Source organism: Serratia rhizosphaerae (assembly GCF_009817885.1).
GTDB classification, from domain to species: domain Bacteria; phylum Pseudomonadota; class Gammaproteobacteria; order Enterobacterales; family Enterobacteriaceae; genus Serratia_B; species Serratia_B rhizosphaerae.
Genome location: NZ_CP041764.1, coordinates 3,333,257 through 3,350,839 on the forward strand (window position 1 = coordinate 3,333,257; position 17,583 = coordinate 3,350,839).

Here is a 17,583-nt window from a genome sequence, read left to right on the forward strand (position 1 = left end):
AAATATGGACCATGATGTGACTCACGCCTTGCGTGAATTTACCCAGCGCTATGTGGCGCTCTGGCAGCAGCAGCGTGGCCATGCGCCGGCCAGCCGCGAATTGTACGGCGTGCCTTCACCGTGCGTGGTGGAAAATCGCGATGAAGAGGTGTTGTGGCTGCCGCAGCCGTTTACGCCTGCGGCAACGCTGGAAAAGGTGGAAAACGCGCTGGAGCTGCGTCTGCAGCCTGATATTCACGCCTTTTATACGCAGCAATACGCCGGCGATATGGGCGCGCAGTTCGGCGAGCATCGGCTCAGCCTGCTGCAGGTGTGGAGCGCGGATGATTTTATCCGCCTGCAGGAAAACCTGATCGGTCATCTGGTGACGCAGAAACGTCTGAAGCTGGCGCCGACGCTGTTCCTGGCGACCACAGAGTCGGAAATGGAGATGGTGTCGTTGTGCAATATCAGCGGCAATGTGGTGCTGGAGCAGTTTGGCAGCGACCGGCGTTCGCTGCTGGCGGCTACGCTGGGCAGTTTCCTCGATACGCTGCGCCCGTTAGCTGGTGATTGAGCTAAAACCCAAAATATTTGTGAGAGATCTCGCACAAGCCTTGTGCGAGATCGCTTTTAATTTATGGACGCCTAACGGCAAAAATTGATTTATTACCAGATGTATCAGTTGGTTAACGAATCGGTAAAAACTATCGTGTAACGCCTTTTTGTACTTTTGTCTCACAATCCCTTGTGGCGAGAAAGGAATTAAGCGATCTTATATCTGCCGGATGGAAGGCGGCTGGAGCTGGAAGCATCGGGATGATGCAGACTTCTGGATGAAGAAGCGGATGCACCCAGTGAAGGGTGGCGGGATGGCGTCAGGGCGATGCTCAGGATATTTCAGGAAAGAAATCAGGGACACCTCCAGGACGGAGATTGAGAGCCGGTACGGGATGGCTGGTGGGTCAGGGAGACCGAGGACCGCGTCAGGATGATGCTAGTTAAAGGATAAGGCATGGACGTTGGGTCAGGATGGCCGCAGGAAAAGTTTTCAGGGATTGAGCAGGGAGCATTCCGTGTAGCGGGAAAGCTATAAAACGAACCGGGGGCACTGTTCATACAGTGCCCCCAACTTTTTGCCCGCCTTGCGCGTTTAGCCGATTGCTCCCAGCGTATCCCCCTGGCCCTGTTTTTTCGGCAGCAGGAACAGCGTGGCGTAGATGTCCAGCAGATAAATAGCGGCCAACAGGCTGATGGCCGCGGTGAAGGATACCTGCGTCACCAGTGCGCCAATGACCAGCGGCCCCAGCCCGCCAACGCCGCGTCCCAGATTAAACAGAATATTTTGCGCCGTGGCCCGCGCCTGCGTCGGGTAGGTGTCTGAAATCAGTGCGCCGTAGCCGCCAATCATGCCATTGACGAACAGTCCCATCACCGCGCCGGCCAGCAGCATCCAGGTCGGGTCGCTGAGCTGTGCGTAGCACACTACCATCACCACCGCTCCCAGCTGATAAGCGATGAAAATCTTCCAGCGTGCAAAGCGGTCGGCCAACATGCCGAACAGCCAAATGCCCAAGGTCATGCCGATCACCGTTACCGCCGTCCAGATGCCGGATTTGGTCAGAGAAAAGCCAAAGTTGGTCGCCAGATAGGTCGGCATCCAGATCATCAGCCCGTAGTAACCAAAATTTTGCACTGAACAGAGAATAAAGATGCCGATGCTGGCGCGGCCGGTCGCGCGATCCTTAAATAGCAGACCGAGACGTTGGCGGAAGGACAAAGCCGGCGCCGCGCTTTTTTGCCGCTCGAACTCTTCCGGTTCTCCCAGCGTGCGGCGGATCAGGAAGGAGGCCAGGGCCGGCACCAGGCCGACCAGGAACATGCCGCGCCAGCCGATATGCGTCAGCAGCAGCGGCGTCAGAAACGCCGCGGCCAGCACGCCAAGCTGCCAGCCCATGCCCACGTAGGCGGAGGCGCGGTTGCGCTTTTCCGCCGGCCAGGCTTCGGCGATCAGCGCCATGCCGATGCCGAACTCGCCGCCCAGCCCGATACCCGCCAGCGTGCGATAAGCCAGTAAATCCCAATAGCCGACCGCCAGTGCGCACAGGCCGGTAAACAGTGAAAACATCAAAATAGTGACGGTAAGGATGCGGATACGGCCGAAGCGGTCGCTGAGGTGGCCGAAAATTATGCCGCCCAATACCGCGCCGATCAGCGTCCAGGTGACCAGCGAGCCGGATTCGGCAGAGGTGAGGTGCAGTTCGGCGGCGATAACCGGCAGCATAAAGCCCAAAATAAGCAGATCGAAGCCATCCATGGCGTAGCCGGTCACCGAGGCCAGCATGGCTTTGCCGGGCGTTGCGTGTTGTTTTACTGCTGAAGTTGCGGTCATGTGTATTATCTTATTTATTGGTTTACTTAATGGATATTGTGCCGCGTGCGTAGTACGGCCACCAGAGCAAAATCTGTCTTGTCGACGGAATTTGGGCTATAACCGGTTAAATGCTATGCTCTGCCGCCTTTCAGCCCGTGCGCTGAGTTTTATCGCTTCGAACGATCGGAAATGCAGATGAATATACATAATCAGGTTCGCCTTTACTTGCAGGCTATCGAACAATCCATGCGCGATCTGACGCTGTGGCAGGCTACGCCGCCGGCGCCTGAGGCGTTTAACAGCACTGAACCGTTTTGTATCGACAGCATGCAGGCGGAAGAGTGGCTGCAGTGGGTGATGCTGCCGCGCATGTACGCCCTGCTGGACGGCAATGCGCCGCTGCCGACGCGCTTTGCCATCACGCCCTATTTTGAAGAGGCGCTGAAAGACAAAGAGCCGGGCTGTTTGCCGCTGTTGATCGTGCTGCAGCGCCTGGACGATTTACTGAACCAAGAGCCGCAGTAATGCTGGAAATTCTTTATCAGGATGAGCACCTGGTGGCGGTGAACAAGCCTGCGGGCTGGCTGGTGCACCGCAGCTGGCTGGACCGCCATGAAAGCGTGTTTGTGATGCAGACGGTGCGCGATCAGATCGGCCAGCACGTTTTTACCGTTCACCGGCTTGACCGGCCGACGTCCGGCGTGCTGCTGATGGCGTTGTCCAGCGAGGTCGCCCATCTGTTGTCGCAGCAGTTTGAACAGCATCAGGTACAGAAAACCTACCATGCGGTGGTGCGCGGCTTTGTCAATGAAGCTGCGACGCTCGATTACCCGCTGACGCAGGATCGGGATAAGATTGCCGATAAGTTTTCCGACGCGGATAAAGCGCCGCAGCCGGCGCTTACCCATTATCGCCCGCTGGCGCAGGTGGAAATGCCGGTAGCGATCGGGCGCTATGACAGCGCGCGCTACAGCCTGATGGAGCTGCAGCCGGAAACCGGCCGCAAGCATCAGCTGCGGCGCCATATGACACATCTGCGTCACCCTATTATCGGCGACAGCAAACATGGCGATTTGCGGCAAAACCGCGGCATGGCGCAGCACTTTTCTTGCCCGCGCCTGATGCTGCATGCCAGCCACCTGCGGCTGAATCACCCGGTAAGCGGGCAGCCGCTGCAGATTTCCGCCCGTTGGGATCGGGCCTGGCAGGGGGTGATGTCACAGTTTGGCTGGCTGGATGTTCTCCCTGAGCTTGTCAGGGTTGAGTTTCCGGCGGCTTACGGTCAAGCTAGCTGAGAATTTTTTCAGAGCATTAAGGGAGTTGTAAGCATGGCTCAGGTCGGTATTTTCGTCGGCACGGTATACGGTAATGCGTTGTTGGTGGCGGAAGAAGCGGAAACCATCCTTATCGAGCAGGGGCACGAGGTCAAACTGTTCGAAGAGGGGACGCTGGAAGAGTGGCAGGCCTATCATCAGCATTATGCGCTGGTGGTGACCTCGACCACCGGGCAGGGGGATTTGCCGGACAGCATCGCGCCGCTGTTCGTGGCGATTCGCGATCGGGTCGGTTATCAGCCGGAGCTGCGCTACGGAGTGATTGCGCTGGGCGACAGCAGCTATGACAATTTCTGCGGCGCCGGCCGGGCGTTTGATGCATTGCTGCAGGAGCAGGGGGCGACGCGCGTAGGGGAGCTGCTGGAAATTGATGCCATGGAACAGCCTGAACCCGAAGTGGTTTCCTGCCCGTGGGTAGAAAAATGGGCGGTATTGCTGAAGTAAACCCTGAAGGGCGCGGTGACCGCGCCCTGATGATTATTTGCCGCGGGTCAGCTTTTCCAGATCGGCTTCAATCTCGGCAATCTTGTGCGACACCACGCCTTCCAGATGGCGCAGGTCTTCGAGGATCTTGCGTTTCAAATCGACTTCCGCCTGATCGCGCTGACACAGCTGATCCAGCTCATCGATCACATAGCGCAGGTTGGGGTTTATCTCGTGGATCTCTTTATAACCCTGACCGGCGTTGTCGGCCACCACGGTTTTACGCTGGCGCGGATATTTGAATTTCACGCTTTTGGCGAAGAATTCGCCTTTATCCTTGCGGAAATAGATCTTGAGGATGTCGTTATTGGCCTCTTGCCGCAGGCTATAACGATCGATATCTTCCGGTTGATTAATGCCCAAGCTTTTCAAATTATCGTACATACGTCGCCCCTAGTAATAAGTGTTATTCCACGTTAGTGAGGATGCCCGCGCTGCTTAAGATAAAAAAATAGCGGGTGAATCACCCGCTATTCAGCTTAGTCGATGGTGCGCAATAACTCATTAATGCCGACTTTTCCGCGCGTCTTGGCGTCCACTTTTTTGACGATCACCGCACAGTACAGGCTGTAGGAACCATCTTTGGACGGCAGGTTGCCGGATACCACGACGGAACCCGCTGGGACGCGGCCGTAGTGGATTTCGCCGGTTTCACGGTCGTAAATACGGGTGCTCTGGCCGAGGTAAACGCCCATGGAGATCACCGAGCCTTCTTCCACGATCACCCCTTCAACCACTTCGGAACGTGCGCCGATAAAGCAGTTGTCTTCGATTATGGTCGGGTTGGCCTGCAGCGGCTCCAGTACGCCGCCGATACCGACGCCGCCGGACAGGTGAACATTTTTACCGATCTGCGCGCAGGAACCGACGGTGGCCCAGGTATCGACCATGGTGCCTTCGTCAACGTAGGCGCCGATATTGACGTAGGATGGCATCAGCACGGTGTTGCGTGCGATAAACGCGCCCTGGCGCACGGTGGCCGGCGGTACGACGCGGAAACCTTCTTTCAGGAAGCGCGCTTCGTCGTAGTCGGCGAATTTCATCGGTACTTTGTCGTAATAGCGGGTTTCAGCCCCGTCCATCACCTTGTTGTCGTTGATGCGGAAAGAGAGCAGCACGGCTTTTTTCAGCCACTGATGGGTTACCCACTGGCCGTCAATCTTTTCGGCGACGCGCAGGGCGCCGCTGTCCAGCAGGGCGATGGCCTGGTTTACCGCTTCGCGCGTTACGGTGTCTACGCTCGTCGGGGTAATGTCCGCACGACGTTCAAAGGCGCTCTCGATAACGTTCTGTAATTGCTGCATTCTGTTCTCGTCCTGATAATGTTTAGCTAAAGGTTACTGGTTTACCCAAAAGATTTCGAGTGGCGGCGAGGCGGCAACCGCACGAGTTCCCCGGCGCTTACGTCGGTAAGTGACTGGGGTGAGTAAGGGCAGCCAACAACGCTGCCGCTTGAAAGATGAAGGGTATATCACATTTTATCGTTTGGATTGAGGGCCTCTGTCAACCGTTGTTCCAACTTTCTGCGCGTTTGGGCGTTTAAAGCGCGCCGATCGCCGTCGGCCAGAATAAATAAATCCTCAACCCGCTCGCCGATAGTGGAAATGCGCGCGCCGTGCAGGGAAAGTCCCATATCGGCAAACACTTCACCGACGCGCGCCAGCAGGCCGGGCTGATCCAGCGCGGTCAGCTCAAGGTAACTGCGCCGGTCGGTGTGGGTCGGTAGAAAGCTGGCCTCCGTCGGCACGCTGAAGTGGCGCAGTTTGGACGATGGCCGGCGCACCCGCGGCGGCTGATAGTCGCGTTGGGTGATTGCCTGCAGCAGTGCCTGACGAATGGCGTTGTGGCGATCCTGCGCCAGCGGGCTGCCGTCCGGTTCCAGAACGATAAAGGTATCCATCGCCATTCCGTCGCGGTTGGTGAAAATTTGCGCGTCGTGTACGCTCAGGTTGCGGCGGTCCATCTCTCCGGCGACGGCGGCGAACAGGTAGGGACGATCCGGGCTCCAGATAAAGATTTCGGTGCCGCCGCGCGTCGCCTGCCGGCTGACCAGCACCAGCGGTTTGGTGGAGTCGTGGGCCAACAGGTGGCGTGCGTGCCAGGCCAGCTGATTGGGTGAATGACGCAGGAAATAGTCGGCGCGGCAGCGGCTCCAGATGCGGTGCAGCGCCTCTTCGTCGATATTGTCCATGCGCAGCAGCGCCAGCGCCTGCAGGCGGTGGTGGCGTACGCGTTCGCGCAGGTCCGGGCTGTTTTGCATGCCGCGGCGCAGCTGCTTTTCCGTGGCGAAATAGAGTTCGCGCAACAGGCTCTGTTTCCAGCTGTTCCACAGCGTTTCGTTGGTGGCGCAGATATCCGCCACCGTCAGGCAGACCAGGTAGCGCAGCCGTGTTTCGCTCTGAACTTCAGCGCTGAACTGCTGGATCACCGTCGGATCCTGAATGTCGCGCCGCTGGGCGGTGACCGACATCAACAGGTGACAGCGCACCAGCCAGGCGACCAGCTGAGTTTCCCGCGAGTTGAGGCCGTGCAGCGCGGCGAACTCCACCACGTCTTCCGCCCCCAGAATAGAGTGATCGCCGCCGCGTCCTTTGGCGATATCGTGAAACAGCGCGGCGATCAGCAGCAGCTCCGGGTGGGGCAGACGCGGATACAGCTCGACGCACAGCGGGTGGCGCGGCCGGGTTTCCTCATCGGCGAAGCTTTCCAGCTTTTGCAGCACGCGAATCGTGTGTTCATCTACGGTGTAGGCGTGGAACAGGTCGAACTGCATCTGGCCGACGATTTTTCCCCACTGCGGCATATAGGCCCACAGCACGCTGTGGCGGTGCATCGGCAGCAGAGCGCGCGCCACCGCGCCCGGATGGCGCAAAATTGCCATAAACAGCTCGCGGGCTTCGGGAATGGTGCACAGCGGCTGTTTCAGATGACGGCGCGCATGGCGCAGCTGGCGCACGGTGGTGGAGTAGATGCCGCGGATATCGCGGTTACGCACCATCAGATAGAACATGCGCATGATGGCTTCCGGCTGGCGTTCAAACAGCGTCTCGTCGCGCAGATCGATCAGATCGCCGCGCAGCTGGAAATCATCGTTCAGCGGGCGCGGTTTTTCCGTGGCGTCCAGCGCCAGAATCGCTTCATCAAACAGCTGCAGCAGCATGTTGTTCAGTTCGCTGACGCGGCGCGTCACGCGGTAGAAGTCTTTCATCATGCGCTCGACCGGCTCATTGCCTTCGCCTTGGTAGCGCAGCCGCTGCGCTACGCTGAGCTGGCGATCGAACAGCAGCCGGTTATCATAACGCGACAGCTCCAGATGCAGCGCGAAGCGGATACGCCACAGCAGGCTCTGACATTCGTTCAGCTCGTTGCGTTCCGCCTGTGTCAGAAAGCCGAAACCGACCATTTCATCCAGCGAGGTGGCACCGAAGTGGCGCCGTGCCACCCATAACAGGGTATGGATATCGCGCAGGCCGCCGGGGCTGCTTTTGATGTCCGGCTCCAGGTTGTAGCTGGTGCCGTGGTAGCGCTGGTGGCGCTCCTGCTGCTCCTCAATCTTGGCGTGGAAAAAATCGGGGGAGGGCCAGAAGCCGTCGCTGAAAATGTGTTTTTGCATCTGCAGGAACAGCGCCACGTCGCCGCAGATCATCCGCGACTCGATCAGGTTGGTGGCTACGGTCAGATCGGCCAGCCCTTCCAGCAGGCACTCTTCCAGCGTACGCACGCTGTGGCCGACCTCCAGCTTCAGGTCCCACAGCAGCGTGATGAACTCGCCGACGCGCGCCGCCTGCGGCTCGCTCAACCGCTGCTGGCTGAGCACCAGCACGTCGATGTCCGACAGCGGATGCAGCTCGTCGCGGCCGTAGCCGCCCACCGCGACCAGCGCGGTTTCGGCAACCTGTTCAAAGCCGTAAAAACGCCACAGACGGCGCAGCAGGCGGTCGACGAACTCACTGCGCGCCGCCACCAGGCTTTCGGCGCTGGCGCCGGCGTCAAAGGATGTCGCCAGCCAGTGCTGAAACTGTTCCAGTCGCTGTTTCAGCGTGCCGCAGTCCAGCTCATCATCGCCATAGGTATGGGGCGAGGCGGGCGGCGTCAGTTGCGCGACGACCGGCGGTGCGGATGCACGAAAATCTTCAGACATGGGATGGCCTATAAAAATAAAAAAGGCCGGCAAAAGCCGGCCTGTGTTATGCGTTTAGCGTACGGCGTTGCCGCCGCGCTTACACGTCATGCGTAATGATGTTGGGGATGGTGTCATCCTTGCGCAACGTCATTATCTCGCAGCCGTTTTCAGTCACCACAATAGTATGCTCATACTGTGCCGACAAGCTGCGATCTTTGGTTTTTACCGTCCAGCCGTCTTTCATGGTGCGGATGCGGTAGTCGCCGGCGTTGACCATCGGCTCGATGGTGAAGGCCATGCCCGCCTGCAGCACCACGCCGCCGTCGTCGGCGTCGTAATGCAGCACCTGCGGCTCTTCGTGAAACACTTCGCCGATGCCGTGTCCGCAGTATTCACGCACCACGGAGAACTTCTCGGCCTCTACAAACTGCTGAATGGCTTTGCCCAGCGTGCGTAGGCGGATGCCCGGTTTGACCATCTTCAGAGCCAGGTACAGGCTTTCCTGAGTAATGCGGCACAGGCGCTCGCCCAGAATTGTCGGCTTGCCTACCAGGAACATCTTGGAAGTATCGCCGTGCCAGCCGTCTTTGATGACGGTGACGTCGATATTGACGATATCGCCGTCTTTCAGCACCTTGTCATCGCTCGGGATGCCGTGGCACACCACTTCGTTCACCGAGATGCAGACGGATTTCGGGAAGCCGTGGTAGCCCAGGCAGGCGGAGATCGCCTGCTGCTTTTCCGTGATGTATTCGTGACAGATACGGTCCAGTTCACCGGTGGTGACGCCGGGTTTGACGTAAGGCTCGATGATTTCCAGCACTTCGGCGGCCAGGCGGCCGGCTACGCGCATTTTTTGGATGTCATCAGCGTTTTTAATTGAGATTGCCATGAAATTCGTCCGAAGGTGTCGAGCTTGCCGACAATTAAGAATATAGAAGCAGTCTGCTATGGTATCAGCCCGCCGGAGGGCTGCCAAATTTGATTTGCGCGCGCGGACGGCGTTCTGGGGTTATACTGCAACAAAAGTTGGAGTCGGCGGCGGGTTTATGGTATAAAGCGCGCCGGCGATCCGCGACTTCCGTCCAAAAGATGGCGGCCGGTGAGGCTGAAACTACTTAACTGCACTCAATTGTGTAAATAACACACACGTATCGGCACATGCGCCGGGGTGCCTCAGGTGAGAATCTCGCTCTGGGGTCGGCGTTATGGGATACGTGGAGGCATAACCCCAATTTAATCTATAGAGGTTTAATCATGGCAACTGTTTCCATGCGCGACATGCTCCAGGCCGGTGTACACTTCGGTCACCAGACCCGTTACTGGAACCCGAAAATGAAGCCATTCATCTTCGGCGCTCGTAACAAGGTTCACATCATCAACCTGGAAAAAACCGTACCAATGTTCAACGACGCTCTGGCTGAGCTGAGCAAGATCTCCGCCCGTAAAGGCAAGATCCTGTTTGTTGGTACCAAGCGCGCAGCAAGCGAAGCGGTAAAAGAATCTGCCAACAACTGCGACCAGTTCTTCGTGAACCATCGTTGGTTGGGCGGTATGCTGACTAACTGGAAAACCGTTCGTCAGTCCATCAAACGTTTGAAAGATCTGGAAACCCAGTCTCAAGACGGCACCTTCGACAAGCTGACCAAAAAAGAAGCGCTGATGCGTACCCGTGAACTGCAGAAGTTGGAAAACTCTCTGGGCGGTATCAAGGATATGGGCGGTCTGCCAGACGCTCTGTTCGTTATCGATGCCGATCACGAACACATCGCGATCAAAGAAGCCAACAACCTGGGTATCCCGGTATTCTCTATCGTTGATACCAACTCCGATCCAGACGGCGTTGACTTCATCATCCCTGGTAACGACGACGCAATCCGTGCAGTAAACCTGTACCTGACCGCCGTTGCTGCCGCAGTACGCGAAGGTCGCTCTCAAGATCTGGCCGTTCAGGCGGAAGAAGGCTTGGTAGAAGCTGAATAATAAGGCAAGCTCGAACTCGAGCCCTTATTAACCAGGTATTGACATATGTTGGTTAGGGGGGCCTTAAAGGCCCCCTTTGCTTATCTGAATGAGAACCCTGTCCGATAGGTTCCGCGTTGTTGCCCGGCGCGACGGCGCGAAAGATATCGGGTAAATCTCCGAGTGAGATAACCGAGGAATTAAAAAATGGCTGATATTACCGCTGCCCTGGTAAAAGAACTGCGCGAGCGTACTGGCGCTGGCATGATGGATTGCAAAAAGGCGCTGGTTGAATCCAACGGCGACATCGAGCTGGCAATCGAAAACATGCGTAAGTCCGGTGCGATCAAAGCGGCGAAGAAAGCAGGCAACGTAGCTGCTGACGGCGTGATCAAAACCAAAATCGAAGGCAACTACGGCGTGATTCTGGAAGTTAACTGCCAGACTGACTTCGTGGCTAAAGACGCTGGTTTCCAGGCATTCGCTGACAAAGTGCTGGACGCGGCCGTTGCCGGTAAAGTAACTGACATCGAAGTCCTGAAAGCACAGTTCGAAGAAGAGCGCGTTGCTCTGGTGGCGAAAATTGGTGAAAACATCAATATCCGTCGCGTTGCCGTACTGGAAGGCGACGTGCTGGGCAGCTACCTGCACGGCGCACGTATCGGCGTTCTGGTTTCCGCTAAAGGTGCTGACGAAGAACTGGTTAAGCAGATCGCAATGCACGTTGCGGCCAGCAAGCCTGAGTTCGTGAAGCCTGAAGACGTTTCTGCCGAAGTGGTGGAAAAAGAGTATCAGGTTCAGCTGGACATCGCTATGCAGTCCGGCAAGCCGAAGGAAATCGCAGAGAAAATGGTTGAAGGCCGCATGAAGAAATTCACCGGCGAAGTTTCTCTGACCGGTCAGCCTTTCGTTATCGAGCCAAGCAAATCCGTTGGTCAGGTGCTGAAAGAGCACAACGCTGACGTTGTTAACTTCATCCGCTTCGAAGTGGGCGAAGGCATCGAGAAAGTTGAAGCTGACTTTGCTGCTGAAGTAGCAGCAATGAGCAAGCAGTCTTAATGACTGTTAATGGAGCCGCCGTCTGGCGGTTCCATTTTATATCCGCCGTATTTCAGGCCGCGGGTAGGGTGCCTTTTTCCTGCAACCTGAATTATTTAGGATATATCTTTATCCGGATCCAGCCAGATTTACTCCGATGGCGGGCCCTGCCGGGTTATACTCTGCGCAGGCGCATTTCATCGGTCGAAACCCCCAATACTATTACTGCTGCTTAGGACAGAATAACCATGGCAACCAATGCAAAACCCGTATATCAGCGTATCCTGCTCAAACTGAGCGGCGAAGCCCTGCAAGGCGCAGAAGGTTTTGGTATCGACGCGAGCGTTTTGGATCGCATGGCTCAGGAAGTGAAAGAGCTGGTCGAGCTGGGCATTCAGGTCGGTGTAGTTATTGGCGGTGGCAACCTGTTCCGCGGCGCGGGCCTGGCGCAAGCCGGGATGAACCGTGTAGTGGGCGACCACATGGGAATGCTGGCTACCGTGATGAACGGCCTGGCTATGCGTGATGCACTGCACCGTGCCTATGTGAACGCCCGCCTGATGTCGGCTATCCCGCTCAATGGCGTATGTGATAACTACAGCTGGGCAGAGGCGATCAGCCTGCTGCGCAACAACCGCGTAGTGATTTTCTCCGCCGGTACCGGCAATCCGTTCTTCACCACCGACTCCGCCGCTTGCCTGCGGGGGATAGAGATTGAAGCGGACGTGGTATTGAAAGCCACCAAAGTGGATGGTGTATACTCCGCCGATCCGGTGAAAAACCCGGACGCTACGCTGTATGAACAGTTAACCTATCAGGACGTGCTGGAACGTGAACTGAAAGTCATGGATCTGGCCGCGTTTACGCTGGCGCGCGACCATAGCCTGCCGATCCGCGTGTTCAATATGAACAAACCGGGCGCGCTGCGCCGCGTCGTGATGGGTGAGAACGAAGGTACATTGATCAGCAAGTAATTGCTGCTCGATACTGATTAAGCGGGGCGGGCGGCGACGTGCGCGTCTGCCCCCGGCAAGTAAAATTCACGGGCTATAATAAGCCTGCCAAGTAACCCGTTTCCAAAGGTTCGCAACGTGATTAATGACATCAGAAAAGATGCTGACGCACGCATGGAAAAAAGCGTCGAAGCATTCAAAAACCAAATCAGCAAAATCCGCACCGGCCGCGCGTCACCAAGCATTCTTGACGGCATCATGGTGGAATATTACGGCGCTGCAACGCCGCTGCGCCAACTGGCCAGCATCACGGTGGAGGATTCCCGCACGCTGAAAATCAACGTGTTCGATCGCTCCCTGAGCCAGGCGGTGGAAAAAGCCATCATGACGTCTGACCTGGGCCTGAACCCGTCCTCCGCCGGTTCCGACATTCGCGTGCCGCTGCCTGCGTTGACCGAAGAGCGCCGTAAAGATCTGATCAAGATCGTGCGTGGAGACGCAGAGCAGGGCCGTGTCGCCGTGCGTAACGTGCGTCGCGATGCCAACGACAAGGTCAAGGCGCTGCTGAAAGACAAGGAAATCAGCGAAGATGAAGAACGTCGTGCGCAAGACGACATTCAGAAAATGACCGATGGTTATATCAAGCTGGTGGACGCCGCTCTGGCGGAGAAAGAAAAAGAGCTGATGGAATTCTAATCGGCTTTGCGCTGAACAAAGCGTCGCTTAGGCGGCGCTTTATTTTTTGCAGCGCAGATCTCGTTTTATCGTACTGAAAGGTCGTGGACATCCGGTGCGCAAGGTTTCACACTGGAGCACCATCGATCTTATCAGACAGTTACTCAGAGCGAACTCATGAAGCAACTGACTATTCTTGGCTCCACCGGTTCCGTCGGCACCAGCACGCTGGCTGTTGTACGGGAAAATCCTGAACGTTTCGCCGTGAAGGCGCTGGTTGCCGGCCGTAATGCGACGGTGATGGCGCAGCAGTGTCTGGAATTCCGTCCGGCCTATGCGGCGATGGCGGATGAAGCCGCTGCGGCCCAACTGCGTACGCTACTGGCAGAGCAGGGCGTGGCGACTGAGGTGCTGGCGGGCGAACAGGCCGCCTGCGAGCTGGCGGCGCTGGATGACGTCGATCAGGTGACTGCGGCCATCGTTGGCGCCGCGGGGTTGCTGCCGACGCTGGCGGCGATCCGCGCCGGCAAGCAAGTGCTGCTGGCGAACAAAGAGTCGCTGGTGACCTGCGGCCGTCTGTTTATGGACGCGGTGCGGCAGAGTCAGGCGCAGCTTTTACCGCTCGATAGTGAGCATAACGCGATTTTTCAGAGTTTACCTGAGAGTATTCAGCGCCAGTTGGGATACTCTTCACTGGAAGACCATGGTGTTTCACGCATTGTGTTGACCGGTTCCGGCGGCCCGTTCCGTACCACGCCGCTGGAGCAGTTCGCCGCGATGACGCCGGATCAGGCGTGTGCCCATCCCAACTGGTCGATGGGGCGCAAGATTTCGGTGGACTCCGCCACCATGATGAATAAAGGTCTGGAATATATTGAGGCCCGCTGGCTGTTTAACGCCTCGGCCGAACAAATGGAAGTGATTCTGCACCCGCAGTCGGTCATCCACTCGATGGTGCGCTACGCCGATGGCAGCGTACTGGCGCAGCTGGGCACGCCGGATATGCGTACGCCAATCGCTCATGCGATGGCTTATCCGCAGCGCGTGAATTCCGGCGTTGCCGCGCTGGACTTCTGCCGTATTGGCGCGTTGACCTTCTCCGAGCCTGAGCGTGAGCGTTATCCCTGCCTGCACCTGGCCATTGCGGCCTTTGATGCGGGGCAGGCGGCGACTACCGCGCTCAATGCCGCCAATGAAGTGGCGGTGGCCGCCTTCTTGCAGGGGCAGATTCGCTTTACCGATATCGCGGCGGTGAACCAAAAAGTTGTCGAACGGCTGTCGTTGCAGGAACCGACCTGCGTTGACGCGGTCTTAGATATCGATCGCCAGGCGCGAGTGCTTGCAGCTGAGGTGGTGAAGGCGCAGTGCGCCTGAGTCCGCGATATTGTCTGATTTTGTTCGTAAATTGTGCGCGCCGCTCTGGGCCTGTTTGTTCAGGCTTCGCTGAGGTGATATAGTCTGCGCCACCTGTCAGCGGTTATACCGTTGAATAATGGCCTGATTGGTATCTCGAATACCTATTTCGTCCCAGACGATGTCTGGGCTATCAGGACGTGCAGACGAAAAAGCCGTGTCGGGCACACGGCTTTTTTTGCGCGCAAGGGCCTGAAGTTCCGGAAAGGCTGTTGTGTTTCTATCGAGGAAATAAGTACGAGTTATGTCGTCCGCAAATCAACAAGAAGCTAATCCGTCCATTTCAGGGCCGCGTCACGTTGCCATCATCATGGACGGTAACGGACGTTGGGCTAAACGTCAGGGCAAGTTACGCGTCTTCGGTCATAAAGCAGGGGTGAAATCGGTGCGCCGAGCCGTCAGCTTTGCTGCCAGCCATCATTTGGATGCGCTCACGCTTTATGCCTTCAGCAGTGAGAACTGGAATCGTCCGGCGCAGGAAGTCTCCGCTCTGATGGAGCTTTTTGTGCGCGCCCTGGACAGTGAAGTGAAAAGCCTGCACAAACATAACGTCAGGTTGCGCGTGATCGGTGATGTCAGCCGGTTCAGCGCACGTTTGCAGGAGCGTATTCGTCGTTCCGAGCAGCTGACAGAAAATAACGATGGCCTGACGCTCAACATCGCTGCCAACTATGGCGGTCGTTGGGATATCATGCAGGGAGTAAAGACTTTGGCCGAGAAAGTGCAGGAAGGTTTGCTGCGCCCGGACCAAATCAGCGAAGAGTTACTGAGCGAACAGGTTTGCATGAGCGATCTGGCGCCGGTGGATCTGGTGATCCGCACCGGCGGTGAACACCGCATCAGCAACTTCTTACTGTGGCAGATCGCTTATGCCGAACTTTACTTTACTGATGTACTCTGGCCTGATTTTGATGAACTTGTCTTTGAAGGTGCGCTGAATGCATTTGCACAACGTGAGCGTCGCTTCGGGGGAACAACACCTATCGGCGCTAATGCGTCCTAGGGGGAACTTTTGCTGAAGTATCGCCTCATAACTGCTCTGATTTTAATACCGATCGTTATTGCAGCGCTGTTTTTGCTGCCTCCGGTGGGGTTCGCCCTGGTAACGCTGGTAGTGTGCATGTTAGCTGCGTGGGAGTGGGGTCAGCTGGCCGGGTTTGCTTCCCGTTCTCAACGTATCTGGTTGGCGATACTCTGCGGCTTTTTACTGGCGCTGATGATGCTGAGCGTACCGGCCTATCATCAGTCTGCCCACCTGCTGCAGGTGGGCGGGCCGCTGTGGATGTCGCTCGGATGGTGGCTCGCGGCGCTGCTGCTGGTGCTGTTTTATCCTGGCTCTGCGGGGCTGTGGCGCAACTCGCGCCCGCTGCGGCTGGTGTTCGGCATCCTGACCATCGTGCCGTTCTTCTGGGGCATGCTGGCGCTGCGTCAGTTCGGCTATGAGCAAAACCATTTTACCGGCGCCTGGTGGCTGCTGTATGTGATGCTGCTGGTATGGGGGGCGGATTCCGGTGCCTACGTCTTCGGCAAGCTGTTCGGCAAGCACAAGCTGGCGCCGAAGGTCTCGCCGGGTAAAACCTGGGAAGGCCTGATCGGCGGTCTGGTGACCTCGGCGCTGATTTCCTGGCTGTTTGGTCGCTATGCGCCGCTGAACGTGGTGCCGGCGACCCTGCTGGTCTGTTCGGTGACCGCTGCGCTGGCCTCGGTGCTGGGCGACCTTACCGAGAGCATGTTCAAACGGGAAGCTGGCATCAAGGACAGCGGCCATCTGATTCCGGGACATGGCGGGATACTGGATCGTATCGACAGCCTGACCGCTGCCGTGCCGGTATTTGCCTGTTTGATGCTGTTAGTGTTTTAATCCGTCCGTGACGGGGAGTGTAGGGATGATGTTCAGCGTGCTCTGGAACCTGGTAGCGTTTATTATTGCACTCGGTATATTGATTACCGTGCATGAGTTCGGGCACTTTTGGGTGGCCCGTCGCTGCGGCGTCCGCGTTGAACGCTTCTCGATCGGCTTTGGACGCGCCCTGTGGCGACGGACTGACCGTCACGGCACTGAATTCGTTATCGCGCTGATTCCGCTGGGCGGTTATGTCAAAATGCTGGATGAGCGCGTGGAGACGGTGGCGCCTGAGCGGCGTCACCAGGCCTTTAACAATAAAACCGTCTGGCAGCGCGCCGCCATCGTCAGCGCCGGGCCTATCGCAAACTTCCTGTTTGCCGTGGTTGCCTATTGGCTGGTGTTTATCATCGGCGTCCCTAGTTTTCGTCCGGTTATTGGCGAAATATCACCACAATCTATCGCTGCTCAGGCGCAAATTTCACCAGGAATGGAACTAAAGTCCGTTGGCGGTATCGAAACGCCTGATTGGGAAGCAGTTCGTCTGGCGCTGGTGACCAAGATTGGCGATGATAAAACCGAGGTAGGGATTGCGCCTTTTGGTTCATCGCAGGTGGTGAATAAAACTCTGGATTTGCGCCAGTGGAATTTTGAGCCAGACAAGCAGGATCCGGTGGTTTCGTTGGGGATGATTCCCCGCGGGCCGCAGGTTGAATCGGTATTGGCGCAGGTGCAATCCGGTTCGGCAGCACAAAAAGCGGGTTTGCAAGCCGGGGACAGGATCGTTAAAGTCGATGGTCAGCCTTTGGGGCGTTGGCAAACGTTGGTGAAACGAATTCACGACGGTCCGGGGCAGCCGCTGGTTTTAGAGATTGAAAGAAACGGCGCGCCGTTGTCGTTAACGCTGGTCCCGGATAGCAAGACGGCGGCAGGAAAAGACATCGGCTTTGCCGGTATTATTCCGAAAGTGTTGCCGCTGCCGGATGAGTACAAGACGATTCGTCAGTTTGGACCGTTCTCGGCGCTGTATCAGGCCGGGGACAAGACCTGGCAAATCATGCGCCTAACGGTCAGCATGCTGGGTAAATTAATCACCGGTGATGTGAAGTTGAACAACCTGAGCGGCCCGATTTCCATAGCACAGGGCGCCGGGGCTTCAGCCGGGGTCGGGTTTGTGTACTACTTGATGTTCCTGGCGTTGATTAGCGTCAACCTTGGGATCATCAACCTGTTCCCATTACCGGTGTTAGATGGTGGGCACCTCCTCTTCCTGGCGATAGAAAAGCTGAAGGGCGGCCCGGTATCCGAGCGAGTACAGGACTACAGCTACCGCATAGGCTCGATTTTGCTGGTACTGTTAATGGGTCTTGCACTTTTCAATGATTTTTCTCGCCTGTAAGGGCGGG

At 57.1% G+C, this 17,583-nt stretch carries 17 protein-coding genes; 12 read left to right on the plus strand and 5 right to left on the minus strand.

Going from position 1 to position 17,583, the window contains the following annotated elements; all coding sequences use genetic code 11:
* Positions 1 to 4 precede the first annotated feature (4 nt).
* Entirely contained in the window at positions 5 to 556 is a 552-nt protein-coding gene (gene syd / locus FO014_RS15525) for a SecY-interacting protein (protein WP_160030181.1), read from the plus strand.
* Positions 557 to 1,132: 576 nt separating this feature from the next.
* On the opposite strand, the gene FO014_RS15530 is transcribed toward syd, so the two are convergent.
* Positions 1,133 to 2,371 (minus strand): MFS transporter, encoded by a 1,239-nt coding sequence (locus tag FO014_RS15530; protein WP_160030182.1) that lies wholly within the window; start codon positions 2,369 to 2,371, stop codon positions 1,133 to 1,135.
* A 177-nt stretch (positions 2,372 to 2,548) separates the two neighbouring features.
* Here FO014_RS15530 and FO014_RS15535 point away from each other — a divergent pair, with 177 nt between their 5' ends.
* The 3 genes from FO014_RS15535 to FO014_RS15545 are packed head-to-tail and all read left to right on the plus strand — an operon-like array spanning position 2,549 to position 4,131.
* Entirely contained in the window at positions 2,549 to 2,878 is a 330-nt protein-coding gene (locus FO014_RS15535; RefSeq protein WP_201282871.1) for a YqcC family protein, read from the plus strand.
* Positions 2,878 to 3,648: a tRNA pseudouridine(65) synthase TruC gene (truC, locus tag FO014_RS15540; protein WP_160030184.1), complete on the plus strand. Its 771-nt coding sequence runs from the start codon at positions 2,878 to 2,880 to the stop codon at positions 3,646 to 3,648. The genes FO014_RS15535 and truC overlap by 1 nt, the downstream gene beginning before the upstream one ends.
* A gap of 33 nt (positions 3,649 to 3,681) precedes the next feature.
* Positions 3,682 to 4,131, plus strand: coding sequence for a flavodoxin (locus FO014_RS15545; protein ID WP_160030185.1), 450 nt, complete (start codon positions 3,682 to 3,684; stop codon positions 4,129 to 4,131).
* Positions 4,132 to 4,164: 33 nt separating this feature from the next.
* Here the strand turns inward: FO014_RS15545 and FO014_RS15550 are convergent, their stop codons facing one another.
* The 4 genes from FO014_RS15550 to map form a co-directional block, all read right to left on the minus strand.
* Positions 4,165 to 4,554, minus strand: a complete 390-nt coding sequence (locus FO014_RS15550; RefSeq protein ID WP_105232311.1) for a DUF3461 family protein — start codon at positions 4,552 to 4,554, stop codon at positions 4,165 to 4,167.
* 95 nt (positions 4,555 to 4,649) lie between these two features.
* Positions 4,650 to 5,474, minus strand: coding sequence for a 2,3,4,5-tetrahydropyridine-2,6-dicarboxylate N-succinyltransferase (gene dapD, locus FO014_RS15555; RefSeq protein ID WP_160030186.1), 825 nt, complete (start codon positions 5,472 to 5,474; stop codon positions 4,650 to 4,652).
* 167 nt (positions 5,475 to 5,641) lie between these two features.
* Positions 5,642 to 8,311 (minus strand): bifunctional uridylyltransferase/uridylyl-removing protein GlnD, encoded by a 2,670-nt coding sequence (gene glnD / locus FO014_RS15560; protein ID WP_160030187.1) that lies wholly within the window; start codon positions 8,309 to 8,311, stop codon positions 5,642 to 5,644.
* A gap of 79 nt (positions 8,312 to 8,390) precedes the next feature.
* Positions 8,391 to 9,185 carry a type I methionyl aminopeptidase gene (map, locus tag FO014_RS15565; protein ID WP_160030188.1) on the minus strand — a complete coding sequence of 265 codons (795 nt, stop codon included), beginning with the start codon at positions 9,183 to 9,185 and terminating at the stop codon, positions 8,391 to 8,393.
* Positions 9,186 to 9,550: 365 nt separating this feature from the next.
* Here map and rpsB point away from each other — a divergent pair, with 365 nt between their 5' ends.
* The 8 genes from rpsB to rseP all read left to right on the plus strand — a co-directional run bounded on the left by rpsB (position 9,551) and on the right by rseP (position 17,576).
* Positions 9,551 to 10,276 (plus strand): 30S ribosomal protein S2, encoded by a 726-nt coding sequence (gene rpsB, locus FO014_RS15570; RefSeq protein WP_160030189.1) that lies wholly within the window; start codon positions 9,551 to 9,553, stop codon positions 10,274 to 10,276.
* Positions 10,277 to 10,462: 186 nt separating this feature from the next.
* Positions 10,463 to 11,314 (plus strand): translation elongation factor Ts, encoded by an 852-nt coding sequence (tsf, locus tag FO014_RS15575; RefSeq protein ID WP_105232308.1) that lies wholly within the window; start codon positions 10,463 to 10,465, stop codon positions 11,312 to 11,314.
* A gap of 227 nt (positions 11,315 to 11,541) precedes the next feature.
* Positions 11,542 to 12,267, plus strand: coding sequence for a UMP kinase (gene pyrH, locus FO014_RS15580; RefSeq protein WP_105232307.1), 726 nt, complete (start codon positions 11,542 to 11,544; stop codon positions 12,265 to 12,267).
* A gap of 117 nt (positions 12,268 to 12,384) precedes the next feature.
* Entirely contained in the window at positions 12,385 to 12,942 is a 558-nt protein-coding gene (frr, locus tag FO014_RS15585; RefSeq protein ID WP_160030190.1) for a ribosome recycling factor, read from the plus strand.
* Between the two features lie 156 nt (positions 12,943 to 13,098).
* Entirely contained in the window at positions 13,099 to 14,295 is a 1,197-nt protein-coding gene (gene ispC / locus FO014_RS15590; RefSeq protein ID WP_160030191.1) for a 1-deoxy-D-xylulose-5-phosphate reductoisomerase, read from the plus strand.
* Between the two features lie 283 nt (positions 14,296 to 14,578).
* Positions 14,579 to 15,337 carry a (2E,6E)-farnesyl-diphosphate-specific ditrans,polycis-undecaprenyl-diphosphate synthase gene (gene ispU / locus FO014_RS15595; protein ID WP_054306199.1) on the plus strand — a complete coding sequence of 253 codons (759 nt, stop codon included), beginning with the start codon at positions 14,579 to 14,581 and terminating at the stop codon, positions 15,335 to 15,337.
* 9 nt (positions 15,338 to 15,346) lie between these two features.
* A complete protein-coding gene (cdsA, locus tag FO014_RS15600; protein ID WP_160030192.1) occupies positions 15,347 to 16,195 on the plus strand; it encodes a phosphatidate cytidylyltransferase in 849 nt (282 codons plus the stop codon).
* Between the two features lie 28 nt (positions 16,196 to 16,223).
* Positions 16,224 to 17,576, plus strand: coding sequence for a sigma E protease regulator RseP (gene rseP, locus FO014_RS15605; protein ID WP_160031425.1), 1,353 nt, complete (start codon positions 16,224 to 16,226; stop codon positions 17,574 to 17,576).
* Positions 17,577 to 17,583: the final 7 nt, after the last annotated feature.

Excerpts from the sequence above, each read along its gene's own strand:
- rpsB (WP_160030189.1), top strand. The coding sequence starts at position 9,551 with ATGGCAACTGTTTCCATGCGCGACATGCTCCAGGCCGGTGTACACTTC.
- tsf (WP_105232308.1), top strand. The coding sequence starts at position 10,463 with ATGGCTGATATTACCGCTGCCCTGGTAAAAGAACTGCGCGAGCGTACT.
- FO014_RS15535 (WP_201282871.1), top strand. The coding sequence starts at position 2,549 with ATGAATATACATAATCAGGTTCGCCTTTACTTGCAGGCTATCGAACAA.
- ispU (WP_054306199.1), top strand. The coding sequence starts at position 14,579 with ATGTCGTCCGCAAATCAACAAGAAGCTAATCCGTCCATTTCAGGGCCG.
- map (WP_160030188.1), bottom strand. The coding sequence starts at position 9,185 with ATGGCAATCTCAATTAAAAACGCTGATGACATCCAAAAAATGCGCGTA.
- dapD (WP_160030186.1), bottom strand. The coding sequence starts at position 5,474 with ATGCAGCAATTACAGAACGTTATCGAGAGCGCCTTTGAACGTCGTGCG.
- rseP (WP_160031425.1), top strand. The coding sequence starts at position 16,224 with ATGTTCAGCGTGCTCTGGAACCTGGTAGCGTTTATTATTGCACTCGGT.
- pyrH (WP_105232307.1), top strand. The coding sequence starts at position 11,542 with ATGGCAACCAATGCAAAACCCGTATATCAGCGTATCCTGCTCAAACTG.
- ispC (WP_160030191.1), top strand. The coding sequence starts at position 13,099 with ATGAAGCAACTGACTATTCTTGGCTCCACCGGTTCCGTCGGCACCAGC.
- FO014_RS15545 (WP_160030185.1), top strand. The coding sequence starts at position 3,682 with ATGGCTCAGGTCGGTATTTTCGTCGGCACGGTATACGGTAATGCGTTG.
- FO014_RS15550 (WP_105232311.1), bottom strand. The coding sequence starts at position 4,554 with ATGTACGATAATTTGAAAAGCTTGGGCATTAATCAACCGGAAGATATC.
- truC (WP_160030184.1), top strand. The coding sequence starts at position 2,878 with ATGCTGGAAATTCTTTATCAGGATGAGCACCTGGTGGCGGTGAACAAG.
- glnD (WP_160030187.1), bottom strand. The coding sequence starts at position 8,311 with ATGTCTGAAGATTTTCGTGCATCCGCACCGCCGGTCGTCGCGCAACTG.
- syd (WP_160030181.1), top strand. The coding sequence starts at position 5 with ATGGACCATGATGTGACTCACGCCTTGCGTGAATTTACCCAGCGCTAT.
- FO014_RS15530 (WP_160030182.1), bottom strand. The coding sequence starts at position 2,371 with ATGACCGCAACTTCAGCAGTAAAACAACACGCAACGCCCGGCAAAGCC.